The organism is Martinezella rhizogenes (assembly GCF_007002745.1).
In the GTDB taxonomy this organism is placed as follows: domain Bacteria; phylum Pseudomonadota; class Alphaproteobacteria; order Rhizobiales; family Rhizobiaceae; genus Agrobacterium; species Agrobacterium cucumeris.
Genome location: NZ_SGNY01000003.1, coordinates 472854 through 487093 on the forward strand (window position 1 = coordinate 472854; position 14240 = coordinate 487093).

General features: G+C 59.7%; 13 protein-coding genes and 1 tRNA gene. 7 read left to right on the forward strand and 7 right to left on the reverse strand.

The window, feature by feature from the left end; genetic code table 11:
- Nucleotides 1-201 precede the first annotated feature (201 nt).
- The 4 genes from EXN68_RS12455 to EXN68_RS12470 all read left to right on the forward strand — a co-directional run bounded on the left by EXN68_RS12455 (nucleotide 202) and on the right by EXN68_RS12470 (nucleotide 6201).
- A complete protein-coding gene (locus EXN68_RS12455) occupies nucleotides 202-1998 on the forward strand; it encodes an acyl-CoA dehydrogenase C-terminal domain-containing protein (RefSeq protein WP_142841063.1) in 1797 nt (598 codons plus the stop codon).
- Nucleotides 1999-2035: 37 nt separating this feature from the next.
- Complete coding sequence (locus EXN68_RS12460; protein WP_142841065.1) at nucleotides 2036-3244, forward strand: acetyl-CoA C-acetyltransferase; 1209 nt, start codon at nucleotides 2036-2038, stop codon at nucleotides 3242-3244.
- Between the two features lie 142 nt (nucleotides 3245-3386).
- Nucleotides 3387-5603, forward strand: a complete 2217-nt coding sequence (locus tag EXN68_RS12465) for a 3-hydroxyacyl-CoA dehydrogenase NAD-binding domain-containing protein (RefSeq protein ID WP_142841067.1) — start codon at nucleotides 3387-3389, stop codon at nucleotides 5601-5603.
- Between the two features lie 166 nt (nucleotides 5604-5769).
- On the forward strand, nucleotides 5770-6201 hold the full coding sequence (locus tag EXN68_RS12470) for a hypothetical protein (RefSeq protein WP_142841069.1): 432 nt from the start codon (nucleotides 5770-5772) through the stop codon (nucleotides 6199-6201).
- On the opposite strand, the gene EXN68_RS27425 is transcribed toward EXN68_RS12470, so the two are convergent.
- Entirely contained in the window at nucleotides 6198-6335 is a 138-nt protein-coding gene (locus tag EXN68_RS27425) for a hypothetical protein (RefSeq protein ID WP_161991315.1), read from the reverse strand. The genes EXN68_RS12470 and EXN68_RS27425 overlap by 4 nt on opposite strands.
- A 150-nt stretch (nucleotides 6336-6485) precedes the next feature.
- Between EXN68_RS27425 and EXN68_RS12480 the strand changes: the two genes are divergently transcribed.
- The 3 genes from EXN68_RS12480 (at nucleotide 6486) to EXN68_RS12490 (ending at nucleotide 8163) form a co-directional block, all read left to right on the forward strand.
- Nucleotides 6486-6561: transfer RNA gene (locus tag EXN68_RS12480), tRNA-Phe, on the forward strand.
- Between the two features lie 594 nt (nucleotides 6562-7155).
- A complete protein-coding gene (locus EXN68_RS28170) occupies nucleotides 7156-7359 on the forward strand; it encodes a KTSC domain-containing protein (RefSeq protein ID WP_404944522.1) in 204 nt (67 codons plus the stop codon).
- Between the two features lie 471 nt (nucleotides 7360-7830).
- Nucleotides 7831-8163 (forward strand): helix-turn-helix domain-containing protein, encoded by a 333-nt coding sequence (locus EXN68_RS12490; RefSeq protein WP_142841073.1) that lies wholly within the window; start codon nucleotides 7831-7833, stop codon nucleotides 8161-8163.
- 9 nt (nucleotides 8164-8172) lie between these two features.
- On the opposite strand, the gene mnhG is transcribed toward EXN68_RS12490, so the two are convergent.
- From mnhG to EXN68_RS12520, 6 genes are read right to left on the reverse strand one after another with little or no spacing between them, the layout of a single operon-like run.
- The gene (mnhG, locus tag EXN68_RS12495; protein ID WP_110755544.1) at nucleotides 8173-8517 is read right to left on the reverse strand and encodes a monovalent cation/H(+) antiporter subunit G; all 345 of its coding nucleotides are present in this window, start codon (nucleotides 8515-8517) and stop codon (nucleotides 8173-8175) included.
- Nucleotides 8514-8795, reverse strand: a complete 282-nt coding sequence (locus EXN68_RS12500; RefSeq protein WP_006313274.1) for a K+/H+ antiporter subunit F — start codon at nucleotides 8793-8795, stop codon at nucleotides 8514-8516. The genes mnhG and EXN68_RS12500 overlap by 4 nt, the downstream gene beginning before the upstream one ends.
- Entirely contained in the window at nucleotides 8792-9280 is a 489-nt protein-coding gene (locus EXN68_RS12505) for a Na+/H+ antiporter subunit E (protein ID WP_161991317.1), read from the reverse strand. The genes EXN68_RS12500 and EXN68_RS12505 overlap by 4 nt, the downstream gene beginning before the upstream one ends.
- The gene (locus tag EXN68_RS12510; protein WP_161991318.1) at nucleotides 9277-10923 is read right to left on the reverse strand and encodes a monovalent cation/H+ antiporter subunit D; all 1647 of its coding nucleotides are present in this window, start codon (nucleotides 10921-10923) and stop codon (nucleotides 9277-9279) included. The genes EXN68_RS12505 and EXN68_RS12510 overlap by 4 nt, the downstream gene beginning before the upstream one ends.
- Nucleotides 10920-11255 carry a Na+/H+ antiporter subunit C gene (locus EXN68_RS12515; protein WP_065114810.1) on the reverse strand — a complete coding sequence of 112 codons (336 nt, stop codon included), beginning with the start codon at nucleotides 11253-11255 and terminating at the stop codon, nucleotides 10920-10922. Before EXN68_RS12515 ends, EXN68_RS12510 begins: the two co-directional genes overlap by 4 nt.
- The gene (locus tag EXN68_RS12520; RefSeq protein ID WP_142841074.1) at nucleotides 11255-14173 is read right to left on the reverse strand and encodes a monovalent cation/H+ antiporter subunit A; all 2919 of its coding nucleotides are present in this window, start codon (nucleotides 14171-14173) and stop codon (nucleotides 11255-11257) included. The genes EXN68_RS12515 and EXN68_RS12520 overlap by 1 nt, the downstream gene beginning before the upstream one ends.
- Nucleotides 14174-14240 lie beyond the last annotated feature (67 nt).

Below are 14240 nucleotides of genomic sequence, written 5' to 3' on the forward strand. Positions count from 1 at the left end.
TGGTAAAGAAGTGGTTAACTATGGTTGGAATTTTTTAACTTTTGTGGCGCGGGGGCAGACTGCACCGGGCTTAGCAGCCATTTGGGAGAAAGGATCAGCGACATTCCGCTGAAATTTATTTGACGTTTACGCGCACGTCAAATATTGTCATCCCATATCCGCCGGATGTCTCCGGCACCACGATGCGGAGGAACATCGGTAATGCCTGTTTACAAGGCCCCAGTCAAAGACACGCTTTTTATCCTGAACGACGTTCTCGGCCTCGAGCGGTATAACAACCTGCCCGGCTTTGAAGATGCAACCCCTGACATGATCGAAGCCATTACCGGCGAGGCGGCGAAGCTGGCCGAAGAGCGACTTTTCCCGCTCAACCTTTCCGGCGATCAACAGGGCTGCAAGCGCGCGGACGACGGTTCGGTTTCCGTGCCTGACGGTTTCAAGGCAGCTTATGACGCCTATTGCGAAGGCGGCTGGATCGGTCTTGCCGTTCCCCAGGAATTTGGCGGGCAGGGCCTGCCCTACACGCTGCATGCGGCGATCGGCGAATATATGTCGTCTGCCAACCTGTCGCTGATGATGTATCCCGGCCTGACGCAGGGTGCGATTGCCGCAGTCCTCGTGCATGGTACGCAGGAGCAGAAAGAAGCCTATCTGCCGAAGATGGTGGAAGGCACATGGTCCGGCACCATGAACCTCACCGAACCCCATTGCGGTACCGATCTCGGCCTGCTGCGCACCAAGGCGGTGCCGCAGGGCGACGGCACTTACAAGATTTCCGGCCAGAAGATCTTCATCTCCGCCGGCGAACATTCCATGACTGACAATATCGTTCATCTGGTGATTGCCCGTATCGAAGGCGCGCCGGAAGGCACCAAGGGCATTTCGCTGTTCATCGTGCCGAAGTTCCTGGTGAAGGAAGACGGCACGCTGGGCGAGCGCAATGGCGTCACCTGTGGTGCCATCGAGCACAAGATGGGCATTCACGGCAATGCCACCTGCGTCATGAACTATGACGAGGCGACGGGTTATCTCCTCGGCGCGGAGAACAAGGGCCTTTCGGCCATGTTCGTGATGATGAACGAGGCCCGTTTGGGTGTCGGCCTGCAGGGGCTTTCGGTCGGCGAGATCGCCTATCAGAACGCTGTCGAATATGCCCGTGAGCGCATTCAGGGCCGTTCGCTTTCGGGCGCCAAGTTCCCGGACAAGAAGGCCGATCCGATCATCGTGCATCCCGATATCCGCCGCACGCTGATGACCATCAAGGCCTATAATGAGGCAGGCCGTGCCTTCCTTCTGTGGACCGCGCTGCAATCCGATATCGCCCACCGCGCCGCCGACGAAAAGCAGCGCCAAGTGGCGGACGATCTGCTCGGCCTCGTGACCCCGATCCTGAAAGGCGTGCTGACCGACAAGGGCTTCGACCATGCCGTGATGGCGCAGCAGGTCTTCGGCGGCCATGGCTACATCGAAGAACATGGCATGAGCCAATATGTCCGCGATGCGCGTATCACCATGATCTACGAAGGTGCCAACGGCATTCAGGCGCTTGATCTCGTCGGCCGCAAGCTCGGTATGAATGGCGGCCGCGCCGTGATGGCGCTGTTCAAGGAAATCGGCGATTTCTGCGAGGAAAACCGCGCCGATGAAAAGCTCGCCCTTTACACCAAGGGCCTGAAGAAGGGCTTGAACGACCTGCAGGCCGCAACCATGTGGTTTATGCAGAACGCCATGGCCAAGCCCGACAATGCCGGTGCCGGTTCGACCGACTACATGCATCTCTTCGGTATCGTGGTGCTGGGCTACATGCAGGCGCGCATGGCGAAAGCCGCCAGCGAAGCGCTTGCGGCAGGCAGCGCTTCGGACGAGGATTATCTCAAGACCAAGCTTGTCACGGCGAAGTTTTATATGGAGCGCATCATGCCGGAAACGGCGCTGCGCAAGGCCCGCATCGAAACCGGTGCGGACACCATGATGGAACTGGCTGCGGAAGCATTCTGAGAAGGTTGGCGGTAAACACGCCGCAGGGAGAGAGTTTATGACCGACGTTTACATTTACGACCATGTCCGCACCCCGCGCGGACGCGGCAAGAAGGATGGCAGCCTGCATGAGGTGCCTTCCGTTCGCCTGGCCGCCAAGACGCTCGAAGCCATCCGCGACCGCAATGGGCTCGACACGTCCGCTGTCGATGACATCATCATGGGCTGCGTCGATCCTGTCATGGATGCCGGCGCGGTGATCCCGAAGGCCGCTGCCTTCGAGGCGGGTTACTCCAACAAGGCCCCGGGCATGCAGATCTCGCGCTTCTGCGCCTCGGGTCTCGATGCCATCAACTTCGCAGCCGGCAAGGTCAAGGCTGGTTCGGACGATATCGTCATCGCCGGTGGTGTCGAAAGCATGTCGCGTGTCGGCATGGGCATGTCGGGCGGCGCCTGGTACATGGACCCTTCGGTCAACTTCCCGGCCTTCTTCATGCCGCAGGGCGTCTCGGCCGATCTCATCGCCACCAAATACGGCTTCTCCCGTGACGATGTCGATGCCTATGCCGTTGAAAGCCAGAAACGCGCGGCGCATGCCTGGGAAAAGGGTTATTTCAACAAGTCGGTCATTCCGGTGAAGGACTCAAACGGCCTGACGATCCTCGACCGTGACGAGCATATGCGCCCCGGTACGGACATGCAGGCGCTTGCCTCGCTCAATCCGTCCTTCCAGATGCCCGGCGAAATGGGCGGCTTCGAAGCCGTCGGCATCATGGCCCACCCGGAAGTGGAGCGCATCAACTACGTGCACCACGCCGGCAACTCCTCCGGCATCGTCGATGGTGCCGCCGCCGTGCTGGTTGGCTCGAAGGCGGGCGGTGAGGCGATGGGCGTGAAACCGCGTGCCCGCATCAAGGCTTTCGCCAATATCGGCTCCGACCCAGCGCTGATGCTGACCGGCCCGGTGGATGTGACCGAAAAGCTGCTGAAAAAGACCGGAATGTCGCTTGCCGATATCGATCTTTTCGAACTCAACGAGGCCTTCGCCGCCGTGGTGCTGCGTTACATGCAGGCCTTCGACATCGATCATGACCGGATGAACGTCAATGGCGGCGCCATCGCGATGGGTCATCCGCTGGGCGCAACCGGCGCGATGATCCTCGGCACGGTGCTGGATGAGCTGGAGCGGCGCGATCTGAACACCGCGCTCGTGACGCTTTGCATTGGCGCGGGCATGGGCACGGCGACGGTTATCGAGCGCGTTTAAGGCAGAGGCAACACGCGCTTCCGTCATCCTCGGGCTTGACCCGAGGATCCATGCCAGAGGTGCTGGATGGTCGGGTCAAGCCCGACCATGACGGAAAGGCAGAGTTAGCCGCGTCGCGAAATTCAGGGAAGAGGAATCCCAAATGAGCACTTACACCAATTTCACCATCGAGACGGACGCAGACGGCATCGCCCTCGTCACCTGGGACATGCCGGAAAAATCCATGAACGTCTTCACCTCTGAGGTGATGGACGAGCTGAACGCCATTCTTGACGCGACTGTCGCCGATGGCGCCGTCAAGGGCGTCGTCTTCACGTCAGGCAAGAGCACCTTTTCCGGCGGCGCCGATCTTTCGATGATCAAGTCGATGTTCTCCTTCTACAATGACGAGAAGGCGAAGAACCCGGATGAAGCGGCGGCAAAGCTGTTCGAACTCGTGGGCCGCATGACCGGCCTGTTCCGCAAGCTGGAAACCAACGGCAAGCCATGGGTCTCGGCCATCAACGGCACCTGCATGGGTGGCGCATTCGAGCTGTCGCTCGCCTGCCACGGCCGTGTGGCATCCAATGCCAAGAGCCTCAAGATCGCCCTGCCGGAAGTCAAGGTCGGCATCTTCCCCGGTGCCGGCGGCACCCAGCGCGTGCCGCGCCTGACGGACGCGCAATCCGCACTGCAGATGATGACGACGGGCCAGTCGCTGACCGGCGCGCGCGCCAAGGCCATGGGGCTGGTGCATCAGGTGGTGGAGCCGGATCAGCTGGTCGCAACCGCAAAGCAGATGATCAAGGACGGCCTGAAGCCCGTCGCACCCTGGGATGAAAAGGGCTTCAAGGCCCCCGGTGGCGGCATCTGGACGCCGGCCGCTGCCCAGCTCTGGCCCGCCGCACCGGCCATCCTGCGCCGCGAAAGCGCCGGCAACTATCCGGCCGCCCTCGCCATCCTCAAATGCGTTTATGAGGGCCTGCAATTGCCCTTCGATACCGCGTTGAAGGTGGAGCAGCGTTATTTCACCGAAATCCTTCGTTCGAAGGAAGCCTTCGGCATGATCCGCTCGCTGTTTATTTCCATGCAGGAACTGGGCAAGGGCGCGCGCCGCCCGGCCGGCCAGCCGAAGACGGAGTTCAAGAAGGTCGGCGTCGTCGGCGCGGGCTTCATGGGTGCCGCCGTGGCTTACGTCACCGCCGCAGCCGGCATTCCGGTCACGCTGGTTGATCGTGACCAGGAAGCCGCCGACAAGGGCAAGGGTCATTGCGAGGAAAGCGTCAAGGCCGCCATCGGCAAGGGCAGGCTGACGCAGGATGAGGGCAAGGCCCTGCTCGACCTCGTCACCCCGACATCCGATTACGCCGCACTCGCGGATGCCAATCTCGTCATCGAGGCCGTCTTCGAAGACCGCGATGTGAAGAAAGCCGTCATCGAGGCCGTGGAAGCGGTGTTGCCGGAAGGTGCGATCTTCGCCTCCAACACCTCCACCTTGCCAATCACAGGCCTTGCGAAGAACTCGAAGCGCCCGACCGATTTCATCGGCATCCATTTCTTCTCACCGGTCGAGAAGATGATGCTGACGGAAGTCATCCTCGGCAAGGAAACCGGCGACAAGGCGCTCGCCGTCGCGCTGGATTATGTCGCGAAGATCAAGAAGACCCCGATTGTGGTGAACGATACGCGCGGCTTCTTCGTCAATCGCTGCGTGCTGCGTTACATGGCGGAAAGCTACGACATGCTGATCGAAGGCGTGCCCGCCGCGATGATCGAAAATGCCGCGAAATTCGCCGGCATGCCGGTCGGCCCGCTGGCGCTGAATGATGAAGTGGCGATCGATCTTTCCTACAAGATACTGAAGGCCACCGTCGCCGATCTCGGCGAAAAGGCCGTCGATCCACGCCATATGGAACTGGTGAAAAAGCTGGTGGAAGGCGAGGGCCGTTTTGGCCGCAAGAACGCCAAGGGCTTTTACGATTATCCGGAAAAGCCCGCCAAGAAGTCCCTCTGGCCCGGCCTGAAGGACCTCTATCCGCAGCAGAAGCCTGAAGACGTGGATATGGAGGTGCTGAAACAGCGCTTCCTCGTCACCGTGGCGCTGGAAGCCGCCCGCACGGTGGAAGAAGGCATCGTCACCGACCCGCGTGAGGCCGATGTCGGCTCCATCCTCGGTTTCGGTTTCGCGCCCTATACCGGCGGTGCGCTGTCTTACATTGACGGCATGGGTGTGAAGAACTTCGTGGCACTCGCCGAGAAGCTCAGCGAGACCTACGGCCCACGCTTCAAGCCGACGTCGCTCCTGAAGGACATGGCCGCCAAGGGCGAAACCTTCTACGGTCGCTTCGATCCCTATGCCAGCGCCGCCAAGGCGGCCTGAAGCTTCAAGGCAGAACAATAAACAGGCCCTTCGGGGCCTGTTTTTTTGAGCCGAATATACAGCGCTGATCGCTTTATGTGCATCCTTTGCCTGGCTGGGGCGTTGAAAAGGCGAGACCGGGCAAAGACGCCCGCCGCCGCATTTCAGCACGCCTCAGGAGACAGCGATGAAAGCACCACTGCGATCCCACGGTTTTGACAAGCCCACGGACCTTGACGACCATCTGGCAGAGCTGGACGAAGAGGCTGAGGCGACAGCCGCGGAAGCAAAGACGGAAAAAACCACGACGAAGAGGACGCGTGCTGCAAATACCGTTGATCCGTCACTGCGGGCCGAACTGGAAGAACTTCGCAGAGAGGTCGACAAGATCCGCCGCGATGTCAAACGGCTGGAGGCGGCCCGGCATTCCCGCCACAGGCCTGCACAGACGCATCATGAAAGAGACCGCGAGAATTCCCGCCTGATGACGGTGGTGCGCTCGGTTGCCGTTACCTCGCTTGCCAGCCGCATCTTCGCTTCCTCGCCCGTCATGGCGGCGCTGGTGGCCGTGGTGCCCTTCGCGCTTGGCCTTGCCGCCCGCCGCGACGAAACGGCCTAGCTGCCGCTTTCCATGCCGTTATGCCGGGCAGGATTGGCTGCTGCCGAACCCGGGTAGCGGTCCGATGCCGCAAGGCGCGGCAGATGCCCGATAACGGGTTTTCCGCCGCAATCCGGCCTGCGCCGGGCAGACATTCCAGCCATCCACAGCCCTCGTGAAAAAACTGTCAAAAAACTTCGCGATGGCGCTTGCCATGTCCGAACAAGATGTTATAACCCCGCTCACTTTCGGGGCGCCAAACAGCCCCGCCCGCCAAAAGCGGAGGTTCTTCAAGGACCTGAAGTGCCCGGATAGCTCAGTTGGTAGAGCAGCGGATTGAAAATCCGCGTGTCGGTGGTTCAAATCCGCCTCCGGGCACCATTTCTAATCTTTTGGTTTTTCTTGTAGTTTTCAGATCTCCTATAGTCCTTTGTTCGTCACGTCTGGACACTGACTTCACCGGTTCTATATGCCGATGACCTTCTTTTAGTTTAAATCTCAATATCACCAGCTGTTTCGAGTATCTTTCCAGATATACGCGCGCGCCGAAAATAGTGCTTTGCCTTCGCCTCAGTCTTCCGCCCGAGTATGTGTTCCGTCATTTTAGATTTTCTTTGTGGATCAATGGTGCGCGCTATGGTGGTGCTGTGGACGCGAATCGCGTTCGGGCGCATTCTAAATATGGGCTGCCCCTGACAAATTCTTCTAAGGCCGAAAGGCTACTCATACGGGGCACGGCCAACGTTGTGTTGGCTGAGAGAGCGGACTCTCCAACCGCTAAGAAGAAGGAAGCAGGTATGAAAAATGTCAGAGCAAGGCTCGTGAAGGTGAAAGCATATGTTCGTAAGCGATTTGGACGTCAGGAGACCGTCTGCGCTCACGTTCGCTCTATGCCTAGACAGCTCTCGTTCAACTTCTAGAAAGTCAGGCTCGTAATCTGACCCATTAGGGGCAGCTCACCAGAAGGATGACCGAGTGCCGTACTTGAGATCAACTGCAATATCGAGAGTAGAGTACAACGAAGCGAACTCGACAATGAGCATATGGTTCGTTGAGAGTGGTGGGCCTTACGACTACTACGGAGTGCCTGAAAGGGTTTATCTCGACATTTTTAAAGCGGCTTCCGCAGGCACTTATTTCAATTTGTATATTCGCGACAAATACTCCTCGAACCGCTAATGTTGGGAAAAATTCGATGATTTTCCTCGCTCGCGGGAGGTGAAAAATTGTGTTTTGCGTTTTCGTTACACTCTACCCTATTGCTTGACTAAATTAGCCTGCGGGATCGCATCGCAGATTCAGCCTTAGTGGCGCTCAGTTCTCTACGCACACGCCGCCATTTTCCCTGTTCGAAGCTTCGTGAATAGCGCCATGCCCGGTCCTCCTCCATAGCGGCGAATTCCTCCGCACGCTCACCATGTTGTTCAATCAAGCTACAAGCCAAGCGTTCAATCTCGGAACTCGGTATGAACATCGGTCGGAGGCGGGTCTGCCATTCGAGCCAGAGATACCCCGCAAGGACGAAGCCGCAACCTGCGGCAAGATAGAGATAGTCAGCGTTGATTGACATAGATACCATACAAAGTGACGTGATCGTTGACGCCATAATGTACATAGACCCGTGGTTTCTGTCAGGAACAATCTGTTCCTATGGAATCATTTGCAGCAAATCTGAAAAAGCGCGCGAAGGAGCTTGGTCTCTCCAATGCGGAAGTTGCCCGCCGAGCGGGGCTTACGGAGCGTCGTTACGGTAATTACATCATGGGCCGAAGGGAACCTGATCTGGCGACACTCGTTCGGATAGCCACCGTTCTGGATAGCACTCCGAACGCATTGCTTGACTTTGAGAAGAAAACAGCCGCGCTGACTGGCCATGATCTGCTGAAATCAAAGATCGCTTCGGCAGCAAATGCATTGCCGGAAAGCGATCTGGAAGTTATGGCCATTGCAATTGAGGCAGTGGCGAACAGCCGGGCAAAGTAGCCCGGCGCTCTAAAGATGCTCCCGATTATCCGTATTCTGCTCCGCCCGGTCCCGATAAAGCGCCGCGCGCCCCAGCAGCATCAGGGAAACCGGCGTCGTCACTGTCATGAAAATGCCGATGAAAATTTCGTGGAAGGCGAAGCGGTCGCCGGAGACGGAGAAATAGATGATCGAGGCCATGACGATGCCGCCGGTGCCCCAGCTGGTGCCGAGTGTGGGCGCGTGCAGGCGTTCATAAAAGCTGTTCAGCTTGGCAAAGCCGATGGTGCCGATCAGCGTCAGCGAAGCGCCCAGCAGCACGAAGAAAGCCACGAGGATGGCGGCCCAGAGCGGAAATTCTGCAGCGTTGTTCATTCGATCACCTCGCCGCGCATCATGAATTTTGAAAGGGCAACGGTGGAGACGAAGCCGAGGATGGCGATCAGCAGCGAGGCCTCGAAATAGATGTCGTTGCCGGTGCGCAGGCCGAAGGTGAGGAGAAGCAGCATGGCGTTGACATAAAGCGTATCCATGCCCAGCACCCGGTCCTGGGCGCGCGGGCCGATGGCGATGCGATAGACTGATATCGTCATGGCAATGGCCAGCATCAGCTGCGCCAGCGAAAAGGACCAGAAAAGGATAATCGAACTCATTCGAATATCTCCATCAGCAGTTTTTCATATCGGTTCTTGATGAGGCTTATCCAGGCCGCCTCATCCACATCGTCGAGAACGTGGAGGAGGAGCGTGCCCTGGCTGGAATTATATTCAAGCCAGGCGCTGCCCGGCGTCGAGGTCAGGATCGTCGCCAGAATGGCGAGCGCCATGGGATCGCGAATATCGAGCGGCACGGCCAGGAAACCGGATTTACGGTCCCTTTCGCGCTTGAAGAGAATGATCTTCACGACCGAGATATTGGACCGGATGATATCGTAAAGCACGATCAGGATCAGTTGCGCGAGCCGGTGCCAGTTGCGGATGCGCGGCTTGGCTGGCCTGAGCGACGCCATCGCCCAGGAGGCGATGAGTGCGACGCCAGTGCCGAGCAGCAGATGCCCGGGCGAAAAGCTGTTGATCGTCATCCAGAAGAAGATCAACGAAACGGTCAGCAGCGGATAGGGGAGGAGACGGCTCATCATGGCTCGGCCTCCGGGTTGCTGCCCGCTCGCGGTGCGGAAATAACGCCCTGAATATAGCTCGCGGGCAGATCGAGGATACGCGCCGTTTCCTGCATGTAGCGCATCACCGGACCCGCCTGCACGGTCATGGCAAGTGTCAGGCCGAGCAGCAGCATCACTGGTGCGATTTCGATGACGAGAACACGTGGCACCGTTCCTTCGATGGAGGCCCAGAAGGTGCGGATACCGGCACGCGTCATCGAGATCAGCGATGCGAAACCGGCAAAGACGATCAGGAAAACCAGCCACCAGGAAAGCGTGGAAATGCTGTCATTAGCGCCCAGTCCGGAAGGGTTGAGAATGGCGGTCAGCATCGAGAATTTGGCGATGAAGCCCGAAAGCGGCGGCAGGCCGGCCAGAAGAATGCCGCAGGCGGCAAAACAGGCGCCGAGCACCGCCATGGTGGCGGGCATGGTAACGCCGACTTCCTCCTCTTCTTCCTCCTCGTCACCCTCGCCATAAGCTTCCATGGTGACGGCCAGAACGTTCGCGCCCGCATCCTGCCCGCGTTCAACGAGTTCGATCAGCATGAAAAAGGCGCTGATGGTGAGGGTGGAGCTGACGAGATAATAAAGCGCCCCGGCCGCCACCGTGGGGTTGCCGGTGCCCATGGCGGCGAGAAGCGTCCCCGACGATACCAGAACCGAAAAGCCGGCAAGCCGCCCGAGCGCCTGAGACGCCAGAACCCCGATGGCCCCGAAGATGATGGTGGCGATGCCGCCGACGAGCAGGGCATCATGGCCGAAACCGGCGGATTCACCGGCCGTCTGCCCAAAGAGCAGGAAGGACAGGCGGGCAATGACATAAATGCCGACCTTGCTCATGATGGCAAACAGGCCGCCCACCGGAGCAGAGGCCGAGCCATAGGCGGAAGGCAGCCAAAAATTCAGCGGCCACATGCCGGCCTTGACCAGGAACGCAATGCCAAGCACCGCAGCGCCGGTTTCCAAGAGCATGCGCTGGTCCGGGTTCAGCCCCTCGATGCGGTGTGCGAGGTCGCCCATGTTCAGCGTGCCAGTGACGCCATAGATGAGGCTGACACCGATCAGGAAAAACAGCGCCGCGACGAGGTTGATGGCGATGTAATGCAGACCCGCCTTGACGCGCTGCTGGCCGGAACCGTGCAGCAACAGACCGTAGGAGGCAGCCAGCATCACCTCGAAGAACACGAAGAGATTGAACAGGTCGCCGGTCAGGAACGCGCCATTGACGCCCATCAGCATCATCTGGAACAGCGAATGGAAATGCGCCCCGGCCTTGTGCCATTTCGCCATGGAATAGATCAGCGAGGGTATGGCAAGCAGCGCCGTCAGCAGCACCATCAGGCCGGAAAGACGGTCGGCCACCAGCACGATGCCAAAAGGTGCGGGCCAGTTGCCGAGCAGATAGACACCGCTTGAGACCACGGCGGCGATCTCGGTATTAACGGTCGAGTTCACCTCGCGGAACAGCAGGATCGCAACCACCAGCAACAGCACGGTGGAGGTGAAGCTGATGGCGGCCTTTGCAACACGCTGGCGCTCGTCGAAGAACAACAGCAGGGCGGCGGTGATGAGCGGCAGCAGGATCGGCGCGATGACGATGTGGAAGGGGAATGACATCATTTCGTCTCCCTCCCGTCCACATGGTCAGTGCCGGTAAGGCCGCGGGCGGCAAGCAGCACCACGAGGAACAGCGCCGTGGTGGCAAAGCCGATGACAATCGCTGTCAATACCAGCGCCTGCGGCACGGGGTCGGCCAGCGAAGAGCTGTCCACACCGTTCACCAGCACCGGCGGCGCATTGGTCTTGATGCCGCCGACGCCGAAGATGAACAGGTTGACGGCGTAAGACAAAAGCGAAAGTCCGACGATGACCTGATAGGTGCGTGGGCGCAGGACGAGCCAGACGCCGGAGCCGGTCATGATGCCGATGCCGATTGCAAGAATGAGTTCCATTACACGTCCTCCGCTTTTGCGGCTTCAGGCGTGCGAACGCGGTAGTTACGCAACGATTGGTGTGCCAGTGCTATGAGAATAAGAACGGTGGAGCCGACGACCGTCGCAAAGACGCCGAGGTCGAACAGCAGGGCGGATGCCGTGGGCATTTTGCCGATATAGGGTATCTCCGTATACTGGAAATACGAGGTCAGGAACGGGTAGCCGAAATACCAGGAGCCGATGCCCGTCGCTGTCGCCATCAACAGGCCAAAACCCATCCAGCGCAGCGGCAGGATGCGGATGCGGTCCTCCGCCCAGCGCGCGCCGCCGGCGAGATATTGCAGCAGGAAGGCGATAGCCATGGTGATGCCGGCCGCAAAGCCGCCACCGGGCAGATCGTGGCCGCGCATGAACAGGAAGATCGAGAAGGTGATGATGACCGGGAACATCCACTGCATCACGATCGATGGCACATAGAGGTAGTCGCGGACGGTATCGCCCTTGCTGCGGTCCGGACGCTCGGCATCGAAGGCATTCTGCATCTGCTGCTGTTCCGGCAGCCCGATGCTTTCATGCGCCGGGCGGAAACGGCGAAGCAGGGCGAAGACGGTGAGCGCCACGATGGCCAGTACCGCGATTTCACCAAAGGTGTCGAAACCGCGGAAATCAACGAGGATGACGTTGACGACATTGGTGCCGCCGCCTTCCGTATAGGCGCGCTCGAGGAAATAGGTGGCAATCGCGTTCGGCACCGGCAGGGTCATCACGGCATAGGCGATGACGGACATGCCGATGCCACTGGCTGCCGCCAGCAGAAAGTCGCGGGCACGGCGAAGCTGCGCCGGTAGCTCGTCACTGCTATCAACCTTTTCGAAACGTTTCGGCAGCCACCGGAGACCAAGCAGGATGAGAACCGTGGTCACGATCTCGACCAGCAGCTGGGTGATGGCCAGATCCGGCGCGGACAGCCAGATGAAGGTGAGGCAGGTGACGAGCCCGGAAACACCAAGCATGACGAGGGCGGCAAGCCGATGATATTTTGCCTGCCAGGCGGCACCCAGCGCGGCAATCATGCCGATCAGCCAAAGGATGGCGAAGATCGGATCGAAGGTCGTCACACGCGGTAGTGACAGGGAGAATTCCGAAAGGAACAGTGGTGAGAAACCGGCGAGAAGCGCCACGAGGATGAGAAGTCTCAGCTGCGGCTGCAGACGCCGCGTGCCGAGCGTGCTTTCCAGCCACCGCGCCCATTTCCAGGACACGGTGACGAGAATGCGCTCGAAGATGCGCTGGCCCCGCAAATGCCGGAAGACGGGTGGGCCGTCATCGCAGCGTGAGAAATAGCCACCAAGCAGCGCATAGATCGTCACGCCGCCGATCAGTGCCGCGATGCTCATGATCAGCGGCAGGTTGAAACCGTGCCAGATCGACAGGCTGTAGACGGGCGTCTGGTCGCCGAGTACGGACAGCACGGCCGAATGCAGGAACGGGCCGATCGACAGGCTCGGAACGATGCCGACGATCAGGCAGGCGAAAACCAGGAACTCGATCGGGAAACGCATCCAGCGCGGCGGCTCGTGCGGATGTGGGTTCGGCAGATCGACGGGCTTGGGGCCGAAGAAGACGGTGTGGATGAAGCGCAGCGAATAGGCGACGGCAAATGCGCCTGAAAGCGTCGCGACATAGGGCAGCGCCCGGTCCAGCAGTGAATCGGCATGGGTCTCGACGGCCTCGGCAAAGAACATTTCCTTGGAGAGGAAGCCGTTGAACAACGGCACGCCGGCCATTGCCGCACTGGCCGCCATGGCAAGCGTCGCTGTCGCCGGCAGATAGGTGTAGAGCCCGCTCAAGCGCCGCATGTCGCGTGTGCCGGTTTCATGGTCGATGATACCGGCCGCCATGAACAGCGAGGCCTTGAAGGTGGCGTGGTTGACCATGTGGAAGATGGCCGCAACCGCCGCAAGCGGGCTGCCGAGGCTGAGCAGCGTGGTGATGAGCCCGAGATGGCTGATGGTGGAATAGGCGAGCAGGCCCTTCAGGTCCTGCTGGAACATGGCGAAATAAGCGCCGAGCAGCAGGGTGATGATGCCGGCCACGCCCACCAGCCAGAACCATTCCGGCGTGCCCGCCAGCACCGGCCAGAACCGCGCCAGCAGGAAAACCCCCGCCTTCACCATGGTCGCCGAATGCAGATAGGCGGAGACCGGTGTAGGCGCCGCCATGGCGTTGGGCAGCCAGAAGTGAAACGGAAACTGCGCGCTCTTGGTCAGCGCGCCGCCAAGAATGAGAATAAGCGCCGGCAGATAGAGGGAATGGGCGCGGATCGCCGCACCGGCCTCGATGATCTTGTCGAGATCGTAGCTTCCCGCCATGTGGCCGAGGATCAGAAGTCCGGCCAGCAGGCTGAAGCCGCCAATGCCGGTCACGGTCAGCGCCATGCGCGCACCATCACGCGCACCAGCGTTCTGGTGCCAGTAGCCGATCAGCAGGAATGAGAAGATGCTGGTCATTTCCCAGAAGATCGACAGCAGTATGACGTTGCCGGACAGCACCACGCCGAGCATCGAGCCCATGAAGGCGAGGAAGAAGGCAAAAAACCGCGGGATCGGATCCTTGGCCGACATGTAATAACGGGCGTACAGCACCACGAGCAGGCCGATGCCGGTAATGAGGATCGCGAAGATCCATGCAAACCCGTCCAGCCGCAGGGTGAAATTCAGCCCGAGCTGCGGCAGCCATTCCACATCATATTTCAGCACACCGCCGCCGCTGACGGTGGAATAAAGAAAGATGCTGCTGACGAGACCGAAAAGGGCGACACCGCCCGCAACGGAGGCGGGGCCGGCGGCTGCGCCATCACGCGGCATGAAAGCCGTTAGAATGGCGCCGACGAAGGGCAATGCGACGATAAATGGAAGAAGGGTTGCAAATGTCATATGCAGCGGCGGTTTTTCTCTGGAATTGGAGTCTACGGCGGGTTTCCGACGACTCCGATCCCTCAAG